Source organism: Micropruina sp. (genome assembly GCF_027492755.1).
GTDB lineage: Bacteria > Actinomycetota > Actinomycetes > Propionibacteriales > Propionibacteriaceae > Micropruina.
Window position 1 is genome coordinate 1 of record NZ_JAPUED010000134.1, and the last position, 10,280, is coordinate 10,280.

The window sequence follows — 10,280 nt, forward strand, 5'->3', positions numbered from 1 at the left end:
TCTCTGACTTGGTCTGGACGTCGGTCAGGATCTTCTGCACCTCACCGGGCTGGATATCCCATGCGGACATGATCAGCTCCCCTCATGCTCGTCTCGCCAGTTGCCCGCCGAGGCCCTGCGCGATCGCCTCGGCGAGCCGGACGCCGCGTCCGTCGTCGCCGAGCGGGATGGTCAGGTCGGTCCACAGCGCGAACGCCGTGGGCGGCGCAATCAGCGCGGCGGCGGCCTCGGCGGCCCGCATTACCGGCCTGGTCCGGAACACGCACAGCAGCGGGTCGCCGCCGGCATCCACGAACTGCCGGATGTCGCCGCCGCGGAACTCGATGTAGGCACCCTCGGGATGCACGGTGGCGGCCAGCGTGGTGATCCGTTCGGTGGTCGGCTCCACGTCGCTCAGCAGGGTGTACTCGTGTGGCATCTCAGGGCCTCCATGCCAGTCCGGCGACCTGTTGCACCCGCTCGACGCCCAGGTCGTGGGCGAAGGCGATCAGCTGCGACCAGGAGCCCTGGTCGGTGCGCGAGAACCGGACCAGCAGGCTGGGCAGCCGCGGCCGTCCCAGCACCAGCACGTCGTGGCGCTGCCGCAGCCCGTCGATCTCGGCGGCCAGGTCGTGCACCGCACGCGGCCCCAGCAGCACCGCCAGCGGCACCTCGGGACGCCGGATGCCCACGGTCTGCACCACCCCGGGCGCCACCTCGGCCAGCGAGACGAACCCGATGGTCGGCTGATGGGCCGCCTGCACCGCCATCAGGGCGCGGGTGGCGGCCTCGACCAGTGGCGCCAGCTGGTTCGGGTAGTCGCCGATCGGCGTCCCGCCGGTGACGTGTTCGAGGATTCCGCGCCGGGTCCGGCTGGCGGTGATGGCGGCGTAGGAGCCGTCGCCGGCACGGGCGTGCAGCACGTCGGAGTCGGGCATGCCGCGCCGGGCGGTCTCGGTCACCCGCTGCACGTCGAACGGCTCCAGCAGCGGCTCGGTGAGCCCCCACAGATCGAAGCCGGGCCCACCCAGGGCGCTCTGGACGGTGCCGGCCAGCTCGCCGACCCGGGTCTGTTCGGCCGCCCGCTGGTGGCCGAACACGTCGTAGCCGAGTACTGCCTGCGGGTGCGCCTGGGCGGCGGTGAAGCCGGGCTGCCGCTCGCCGGCATGGAGTTCACCCGACCACAGCTCGGTGAAGCCGCCGATCCGGTAGCCGCTGAGGCCGTCGAAGACGCAGTCCGCCGTCCGGACCGCCCAGAAGGCGCCCGATCGGTTCAGCGCCAGGGTGGCCAGCGGGCTGATCCGGACGTCGGGGCCGGTGACCAGCACGGGGCGCAGTCCTTCGCTCACCGACCACTGCAGGAAGGAATCCAGCGGGTCGCTGAGCAGGACATGCGAGGTCTGTGCGACGTAGACCGCGTACTCGTCGGTCCATTCGTCGGCGAGGGGATGGATGATCTTCATCGTCAGGGCAGGTACGACTTCGCCCGGGTGAGGGTGGCGACGGCGATGTCGTCGTTCTGGGCGAGTGATTCGCGCAGCAGCTTGATGATCGCCTTCACCTCGTCGCCGGCATCGCGCCACTGCTTCTCCATCGCGGCGTACTCGTCGCTGACGCCGTCGGCCTGGTAGTCGGCCATCGCGGTGTCGACGTCCTGCTGGCGCCGGCCGAGCGCCGCCTCGAGGTTGCCAGCGGCGGTGTCGAAATCGTCCTGCACCTGCTGCGAGGCGCCGACGTCGTGGGCATTCCGGTCGGAAGCGTAAGCCATGGTCTGAAGTCCTTTCAGCGGGGGCCGAAGCGGCCGATGGCCTCGACGCCGGCGAAGTTCGCCGAGCCCTCGTTGGCCCGATGGGTGTCGGCACCCTCCTGGGCACCCTGGATGAACGACTGGCTCTGGCCGTCGATCGAGCCGCAGATGCCGACCAGTGCGCTGTTCAGCGTGTCGGCCACCTCGTCGCTCTTGGCCTTGAATTTGTCGAAGGCGTCCTTGGCCGGGCCGGCCAGCTTGTGCTGCAGCGGGTCGGCGGCACGGATGAATGTGTTCACCAGGCTGCGCAGGTCATCGGACTCGGTCGATGTCTTCTGGCTGAGTGTGGTGAGGGTCTCGGTGCCCATGTCGAACTTCATCGCAACCCCATCAGGTAGTGGTTTCTGCCGCCACGGTAGGTAGCTCGCGGCGTCCGCACCATGGGGAGCACTCCCCGGCGGCGGCCCTCACGCTAGGCAGGGATCGGGTCACTCACCGGGCCCTCGCACAGGGGCTGGACGGGGAGTGCTCCCCGCCGGGGAGAACTCTCCATCGGGTCTGACCGGGCGGGCGGTTATCGTCGGGACGCTCCCGATCGAAGGCCTCCGATGACCATGCTCACCCGCTCCCGGCGCGACCTGGCGCGCGCCCTGGCGGCTGCGGAGGTCGTGGTGGCCGGCCCCGGACGCCGCTGGGCCGCGCTGGGTGCCGAAGCCGGGCTGGCGCTGGCATCGCTGCTGGTGGTGCCGCTGCTGGGACTGACCGGGACGCCGTCCGCTGTCGGCTGGATCGTCGGCGGACTGGGGGTTCTCGCGGTCGCGACCGGGTTCGTGCTGGACGCCGTCCGCACCGGGCAGACACCGGTCCGCCGCCGGCTCGGGTTGCGCACCACGTCGGTCGACGAGCCGCTGCCGCCGTCCGCGTCCGCGCTGTTCGGACGGCGCACCTCCACCGCCGACCTGCGGGCCGGACGCGATCCGCTGCTGATCGTGCCGCCGGTACCGGAGCCCGCCATCGAGCCCGCGACGGAACGCCCGGCCTGGCGTCCACCGGCGGCGCCGGCCACCGGCGCCTGGCGGCTGGAACTGGACGACGGGGGCGAGTTCCCGATCACCGGCGCCACCCTGCTGGGCCGCGACCCGGGCAGTTCGATGGATGCCGACCACGCCCTGCTGACCATTCCCGACCTGAGCCGCAGCATCTCCCGGGTGCATGCCCTGGTGGAACCCGGCGACGACTGCCTGTGGCTGACCGACGCGGGCACCACCAACGGCACCCGGGCGGCCTCGCCGTCGGCGTCCGGGGGCACCGTGATCGAACGCTGGCTGCGCCCCGGCGAGCGGGCCGCGATCCGGGTCGGGGGCACCATCCACCTGGGCGACCGCACGCTGCGGGTCGCCCGTTCCGGCTAGGAGACGCATGCAATCGGAGCAGATCCTGATCGAAACCAGCCGGACGCACCGTCGCCGGCTGGGTGCGGCGCTGGCCTTCGGCACCCTGGACGAGCGACGCGCGGCCAACACCAACGGCAAGCGGGCACTGGGGTCGATCGTGACGGCCGCGGTGGCCTGCGCGGCGATGGTCGGCACCAGCTTCGTGGTCGACCTGCTGGGCCGGCAGCGCGAGGAGCAGGCCGTCGCGTCGTTCCGGGCGGCGCTGGCCTCCAATCCGCTCAAGCCCGGCGGCGACTGGGTGCAGGACGACCGCACCGGCTTCCTGCGGAACCGGCGCACCGGAGTGATCGTCGATCCGCAGACCGGCTACGTGGTGGACGCCCGCAGCGGGCTGGCCCGCGATCCGCAGGGCCGGCTGATCGACCCCCGGATCGACTGGTACATCGACCCGAAGACCGGCTACTACACCGACCCGGCGACCGGGCTGACCATCGACCCGAAGACCCAACAGATCGTGCGTACCCGATGAGCGACTACACCCGGCTGACCCTCCGCGGCAGCAGCACCGCGGCCGACCTGGTGCTGCCCTCCGACGAACCGCTGGCGGCGATGCTGCCGGACATCCTGCGGCTGCTCGACGAACCCGCGGCACCCGCCCGTCCGCTCACCCTGGTGACCGTGCTGGGCGAGCAGCTGAACACCTCGCTCAGCCTCGCCGAACAGAGCGTGCACCAGGGCGCGATCGTCTCGCTGGTCCGGCTGGACGAGGCCCCCGCACCGCCCGAGGTGGCCGACATCACCCAGCTGGCCGGCGACTCGGTCGCCGACCGGGCCGACCGCTGGCGGCGGGAATGGGCGGTGCTGGCCGCCGCGCTCGCCTGCCTGGTGATCGGACGCCTCGGCGGCACCGAGCTGGCGGCGTCCGGCATGCCTGCGTGGTGGCTGATCGGCGTCGCTGTCGTGCTCGCCGGGGCGGCGATTGCCCTGGCCCGGCGGGGTGGGCATGGTGCCGGCTGGGTGGTCACCGCGTTGGCCGCCGGCCTGCTGGCCGCCCCGGTCGGCGTCCTGACCGGGCTGTCGGACGCCGCCGCGACCGGCGCCTGGCTGGGTGCCGTCGCAGCGCTGCTCGCCACCGTCGCCCAGTTCGGCTACGCCGACCGCGGCATCGCGCTCGGCGGGGTGTGCGGCGCCGTCCTGGTGGCCGGCTGGGCAGCGCTGGGGCTGGCCGGGATGACCGTGCCCGGAGCCGCCGGCACGATCGCCCTGGTCGCCACTCTCGGCCTCGGGCTGCTGCCCGGTGTGGCGATGACCGTCGGTGGCCTGACCGGGCTGGACGACCGGGTGATCGAGGGCGGCACGGTGCGCCGTCCGGACGCCGCCGCGGCCGTCGCCGCCACCCACCGTGGCCTGAACGGGGCGTGTCTCGCGCTCGGCGCGGTGATCGGGGCAGCCGGGTATCGGCTCGGCGCGACCCCCGACGGCTGGGCGATGGGCCTGGCCGCGGCGGTGGCCGTCGTGGTGGTGTTGCGGGCCCGGGTGTTGCCGCTGGCGCCGCAACGGCTGGCCTGTTTCGCGGCGGCGACGGCGATCGCCGCCGGGCTGGCGGTCAGCGGTTTCCTGCTCGCCCCCAGCTGGACGCTGGCCGGGCTCGGCATGCTCGCTGTCGCGCTGGTGGGCGCGATCGGCCTGCGGCTGAGCGACCAGTTGCGGGCCCGGCTCTCCCGTCTCGGCAACACCTGCGAGTTCCTCGCGGTGCTGGCCGGCGTCCCGCTGCTGCTCGGACTGCTCGGCGTCTACGCCGACCTGTTGGCGGCGTTCTGATGTCCCGCACCAGCAGCTCACTCGCTTCGCCGGCCCATCCGGCGCCGCCCGTCGCCCCGGCGCCCTCCACCCACCCCGCGACCCCGCGTTCCGTCATCCCGGCGCACGCCGGGATCTCCTCCCGCGGCCTACTCACCAGCTTCGACGCCGTCCTGCGCAGCTGCCTCCCGGGCCGGGGCGATCGCCTGATCGCCTTGGACGCCGCCATCCGTGCCCCGCTCGCACTCAGCACCCGGGTCGGCGTCCTGGGCGCCACCCCGGGCGCCCAGACCGCCATGGTGGGCGGACTGCTCACCGCGGTGCTGGCGGCCCGCCGTCCGCACCGGGTGCTGGCGGCGTCCGCCCACGACGCGGAACCGGGCATCGGCTGGTTCGCCGGCATCACCGGGCCGGCGACGTCCGATGAGACCGCGATCGCCCGCCGGGCCACCGCCCGGACGGGGGCCGAGGCCACCGACGGACTGGCGCAGGCCACCGGCGGCGGCTGGGCGATCGACCTGGCCGGCCGGGCCGACCGGTGGTGGGACGCCGTCGCCCCGATCAGCCGGTTCTTCGACTTCGTGGTCACCGATTGGGGCTCCCCCATGGGCCTGAACGACGTCCGGGCCGCCGGTGGGGTTCTGCTGGTGGTGGCCGAGGGCACCCTCGAGTCGCTGCGTGCTGGAGTGGAGCTGAAAGCCCGGCTGGACGGAGCGGACGCCCCAGTGCTGCTGGCGGTGCTCGACCGCGGGGATGCACCGCGCGGGCTGGCTGAGGTGGCGCGGGTGAACGGGGCGAGTTGGCTGCCGGGCGGTAGAGGTCTCGACAAGCTCGACCAACGGGGCCAGGGTCTCGACAAGCTCGACCAACGGGGGCGGGAGCAGGGCCTCGACAAGCTCGACCAACGGAAGCGGCGGCTTGGCTACGCCACCACCACCGCGGTGCTCGAACTGGCTGCTCGGGTGGTGGCCGCCGCGGCACCCGTCCCAGCGACACCGACCCGAACGGAGGCCTCCCGATGACGGTCCTGGTGCATCGCCCGACCCGCTCCACGCTGCCGGTCGCCGAACCCGAGCCGGAGACGCTCGCCGCGCCCCCGCCGGTGGTCAGCGAGGCGGGCGGCTTCCCGCTGCAGTTCCTGCTGCCGATGGTCGGCGCCATGTCGTCGGTGATCATGATGGTGGTGATGCGGAACGGCCAGCCGCTGTTCCTGCTGATCGCCGGCGTCATCTTCGTGCTGGCGCTGGTCGCGGGTCTCGGCTTCGCGCTCAGCTCCCGCGGGCGAAAGGCGGCCGAGCAGGCGGCGCAACGCACCCGCTACCTCGACTACCTGGAGCGGCTGCGGCGTGACCTGCAGGGTCGCAGCGACGAGGTACGGGACGCCGCCAGCCTGCTGCACCCCGATCCGGACGCGCTGCTCTCCCTGGTGCGCGACCCGGAACGGCTGTGGGAGCGGCGGCGCCGCGACGACGACTTCCTGACCGCCCGGATCGGGGTCGGCGATCTGCCCTGGTTCCGGCTCACCGTGCCGCCCGCGGAGTCGCCGGTGCAGCCGCAGGATCCCTATCTGCTGGCCGAGGCGACCACGGTGACCGACCGGTTCGGCACCGTGCCGGGCATGCCGGTCACCACGGCGCTGCGTAACGCGCATCGGATCGCGATCATCGGCGACCGGATGCCGGCGGTGGCGCTGGCCCGTGCCCTGGTCGGCCAGTTGGCCGCCGTCCATTCCCCCGACGACCTGCAGCTGGCCCTGGCCGCCGCGCCGGAGCGGATGCCGGACTGGCGCGGCTTCGACCTGCTGCCGCACACCCAGGACGCCGAGCTGTTCGACGGCCCGGTGCCCGCCCGCCGGGTCGCCGAATCGATGGCCGCCCTGGGCCAGGTGCTCGGCCAGACCTTGACCGACCGGCTGCAGCAGGCCCACACCTCGCGGCGCACCGGCACCACCGGATCGGCCCCGCCACGACTGTTGGTGGTCGCCGACGAGCACGGCGCGCAGGCGTCCGGGGTGCCCGGCGGACAGAGCGCGGCCGAACTCGGCGTCACCCTGCTGCATCTGCTGGCCGACCGGCTCGACGAACCCGACGACGTCGATGCCCGGATCACCCTCGGCGAGAACTCCGCGACGCTCGAGGTCGCCCCGGGGACGCCGGCCGCGACCACCCTCACCTTCACCCCGGACGCGCTCAGCGAGCCAGGTTTCAGCGGTCTGGCCCGCGGCCTGGCCGCGTTGCGGCTGTCCCGGATCGCCGGACGCCAGGACGACTCCGGCGAAGCGGTGATGGAGCTCGAGGCCCTGCTCGGTGTCGAGAGCCCCAGCCAGATCGACGTCGAGCGGCTGTGGCGGCCGCGCGTCCCGGCCGACTTCCTGCGGGTGCCGTTCGGCCTGGACGACCACGGCAACCCCGTCCAGCTCGACCTGAAGGAGAGCGCCCAGTTCGGCATGGGCCCGCACGGCATCTGCATCGGCGCCACCGGGTCGGGCAAGTCCGAGATGCTGCGAACGCTGATCCTGTCGCTGGCGATGGCGCATCCGCCCGAGGACCTCAGCATGATCCTGGTCGACTACAAGGGTGGCGCCGCGTTCGCCCCGTTCGCCGGCCTGCCGCACCTGGCCGGGCTGATCGACAACCTGGCCGACGACCCGCAGCTGACCACCCGGGCCCGGGCGTCCATCGCCGGCGAGGTGGTCCGCCGCCAGCAGCTGCTCAAGGACGCCGGCTCGTCGCCGTCCATCACCCACTACCGGCAGCTGCGCGCCGACGAACGCCCCGAGCTGCCGCCGATGCCGCACCTGTTCGTGGTGATCGACGAGTTCGGCGAACTGCTCACCGCCGAGCCGGAGTTCATCGACCTGTTCCTGCAGATCGGCCGGATCGGCCGTTCCATCGGCGTCCACCTGCTGCTGTCCAGCCAGCGGATCGAGGGCGGCAAGCTGCGCGGCCTGGACACCTACCTGTCCTACCGGCTGGGGCTGCGGACCTTCAGCGACGCCGAGTCGCAGGTGGTGCTGAACACCCCGGACGCCTTCCACCTGCCCGCGCTGCCCGGCTACGGCTACCTGAAGGTGGACACCACCGTCTACACCCGGTTCCGCTCCGGCTACGTCTCCGGGCCGTCCGCGCAGGTGGTGCGGGCGCCGGTCGCCGACGTCCGGCCGCGGCCGTTGCTGGTTCCCGTCTACAACGGGGTGAAGGCGGACGCCGACGAGCCGGACCGGCCGCTGGAACTGCGCCGTCCGGACACCGGGGTGACGTTCGTCGAGGCCTCGGTCGCCGAGTTGCGCGATGACGACCGGCTGACCCGGCCGGTGTGGCTGCCGCCGCTGCCGGAACGGCTCGCGCTGGGGTCGCTGATCGGTGGTGCCACACCGCCGCCGCTGCAGGTGGTGGTCGGGCTGACCGACGACCCCACCAAGCAGGCGCAGGCGCCGCTGAGGCTCGACCTGACCCGGGCCGGTGGGCATCTGGTGATCGTCGGCGCACCGCAGTCGGGGCGGTCCACCCTGCTGCGCACCCTCGCGGTGTCGACCTGTCTGACCCACACACCGCGCCAGGTCGCGATCTACGGCATGGACCTGACCGGCGGCGGCTTACAGCGGTTGGAGGACTTCCCGCACGTCGGCGGCGTGGTCACCCGCGGCAACCGGGACAAGCTGCGCCGGCTGCTGGAGGAACTGTCGGTGATGCTGGCCCAACGTGAGGCGGTGTTCGCCGACCGCGGCATCGACTCGCTGGTCGAGCTGCGGACGCTGCACGCCCAGGGCCGGGTTCCGGAGCTCCCGGCGGCCGACATCGTGCTGCTGGTGGACGGCTTCGGCGCGCTGCGCAGCGACTTCGAAGAACTCGAGGAGCTGTTCGTCGACATCATGCAACGGGCGTCCAGCTACGGCATTCACCTGGTGCTGACGCTGACCCGGTTCAGCGAGCTGCGGCTGGCCCACCAGGCGCTGTTCGGCAACCGGATCGAACTGCGGCTGAACGACCCCGCCGACTCGGGCATCGACCGCAAGCTGTCGGCGGTGCTGCCCGCCGACACCCCCGGACGGGCGCTGCTCACCGACAAGAACCTGGCCCAGATCGCGCTGCCGGTGCTGGACGAGGTGCCGGACACAGAGATCGCCGACGAGCTGCAGCAGCTGGCCGCGCAGGCCGCCCGGTCGTGGAACGGTCCGGCCGCTGCGCCCATCCGGCTGCTGCCGCTGGAGCTCTCCCCCAGCGAACTGCCGGACCGCTTCGACGAGCCGGACGCCGTCCCGCTCGGCCTGCGCCAGGACACCATGGAGGCCGCGCTGTGGGACTTCACCGGCGCCGATCAGCACCTTTTGGTGCTGGGCGACGCCAAATGCGGCAAGAGTTCACTGCTGCGCACCGTGGCGGCCGGGCTGATGGAGCGGTTCACCGCCGACGAGCTCGCCATCGCGGTGATCGACATCCGCGGCCACGTGCCCTCGATCATCGCCGACGAGTACCTGGCCGCGCACGCCCGGACGGCCCAGCAGGCCCGCGCGCTGGCGGCGTCCATCGCCGGTGAACTGGAGCAGCGCCCCGGCCGCTCGGCTGAGGAACTGGATCGGTCGCCGCGGATCGTGGTGCTGGTCGACGACTACGACATCGTCAGCGCCGGCGGCACCGACCCGCTCGGACCGCTGCTGGCCCACCTGCCCAGCGCCCGCGACCTGAAGCTGCACCTGATCATCACCCGTCCGGTGGCCGGGGCGTCCCGGGCGATGTACGACCGGGTGCTGCAGGTCACCCGGGACACCGGCGGCTCGCTGCTGCTGATGTCCGGTGAGCGCAGCGAGGGCCAGATCCTGCCCCGGGTCTACCCCGAGCGCTTCCCGCCCGGACGCGGCCGCTTCGTCCGCCGCGGCGAACGCCCGCACATCGTCCAGGTGGCGCTGCCGTAGCCCGTCATCTGCCGATGATCTCGGCCAGCAACTCGCGCACCGCGTCCGGCTGGTCGAGCCAGGGCCGGTCGCCGGCGTCCATCACTATCCGTTTGCGAGCGATGGGGATCCGGTCGGCCAACCGCAGCACCCCGTCCACCGGACGCGGGTCGGCCGTGCCGTGGACCAGGTAGACCGGGCACTGGGTGCCGGCCGCCCAGCCGATCAGGTCGGCGTCCGCGTAGTTCCGCGTGCCGTCCGCCGAAGCGTTCTCGCCGATCCCGGCACCGCTCAGCTCACCGATCACACTCACTCGCTCGGGATGGACGGCGGCGTAGGCCAGTGCCAGCGCGCCACCGTCGGCACCGTGCGCGATCAGCACGATGCGCTCCAACCCCCACTGTTCGCGTTGTCGATCAAGACCGGCGACCTCGTCATCGATCGCAGGCGACCCACCGCGATAGCGATG

General features: G+C 72.8%; 10 protein-coding genes. 5 read left to right on the forward strand and 5 right to left on the reverse strand.

Annotated elements, in window-relative coordinates:
• Window positions 1–82: 82 nt before the first annotated feature.
• Genes Q0066_RS09840 through Q0066_RS09855 form a run of 4 tightly spaced genes read right to left on the reverse strand, consistent with a single transcriptional unit; the run spans window position 83 to window position 2,106 of the window.
• Entirely contained in the window at window positions 83–418 is a 336-nt protein-coding gene (locus tag Q0066_RS09840; protein ID WP_298132448.1) for a hypothetical protein, read from the reverse strand.
• A gap of 1 nt (window position 419) precedes the next feature.
• Window positions 420–1,442 (reverse strand): DUF6177 family protein, encoded by a 1,023-nt coding sequence (locus Q0066_RS09845; protein ID WP_298132450.1) that lies wholly within the window; start codon window positions 1,440–1,442, stop codon window positions 420–422.
• A 2-nt stretch (window positions 1,443–1,444) separates the two neighbouring features.
• On the reverse strand, window positions 1,445–1,747 hold the full coding sequence (locus tag Q0066_RS09850; RefSeq protein ID WP_298132452.1) for a pore-forming ESAT-6 family protein: 303 nt from the start codon (window positions 1,745–1,747) through the stop codon (window positions 1,445–1,447).
• Window positions 1,748–1,761: 14 nt separating this feature from the next.
• Complete coding sequence (locus Q0066_RS09855) at window positions 1,762–2,106, reverse strand: hypothetical protein (protein WP_298132454.1); 345 nt, start codon at window positions 2,104–2,106, stop codon at window positions 1,762–1,764.
• Window positions 2,107–2,334: 228 nt separating this feature from the next.
• On the opposite strand from Q0066_RS09855, the gene Q0066_RS09860 reads away from it, so the two are divergent.
• Genes Q0066_RS09860 through eccCa form a run of 5 tightly spaced genes read left to right on the forward strand, consistent with a single transcriptional unit; the run spans window position 2,335 to window position 9,832 of the window.
• Window positions 2,335–3,138, forward strand: coding sequence for an FHA domain-containing protein (locus Q0066_RS09860; RefSeq protein WP_298132456.1), 804 nt, complete (start codon window positions 2,335–2,337; stop codon window positions 3,136–3,138).
• Window positions 3,139–3,145: 7 nt separating this feature from the next.
• On the forward strand, window positions 3,146–3,649 hold the full coding sequence (locus Q0066_RS09865; RefSeq protein ID WP_298132458.1) for an OCRE domain-containing protein: 504 nt from the start codon (window positions 3,146–3,148) through the stop codon (window positions 3,647–3,649).
• A complete protein-coding gene (locus Q0066_RS09870; protein ID WP_298132460.1) occupies window positions 3,646–4,941 on the forward strand; it encodes an EsaB/YukD family protein in 1,296 nt (431 codons plus the stop codon). The genes Q0066_RS09865 and Q0066_RS09870 overlap by 4 nt, the downstream gene beginning before the upstream one ends.
• Window positions 4,941–5,942 carry a hypothetical protein gene (locus Q0066_RS09875; RefSeq protein WP_298132463.1) on the forward strand — a complete coding sequence of 334 codons (1,002 nt, stop codon included), beginning with the start codon at window positions 4,941–4,943 and terminating at the stop codon, window positions 5,940–5,942. The genes Q0066_RS09870 and Q0066_RS09875 overlap by 1 nt, the downstream gene beginning before the upstream one ends.
• Window positions 5,939–9,832, forward strand: a complete 3,894-nt coding sequence (gene eccCa / locus Q0066_RS09880) for a type VII secretion protein EccCa (protein WP_298132465.1) — start codon at window positions 5,939–5,941, stop codon at window positions 9,830–9,832. The genes Q0066_RS09875 and eccCa overlap by 4 nt, the downstream gene beginning before the upstream one ends.
• A 4-nt stretch (window positions 9,833–9,836) precedes the next feature.
• Here the strand turns inward: eccCa and Q0066_RS09885 are convergent.
• Window positions 9,837–10,280: alpha/beta hydrolase (locus Q0066_RS09885; RefSeq protein WP_298132466.1), on the reverse strand; the 444-nt coding region annotated here is incomplete at its 5' end.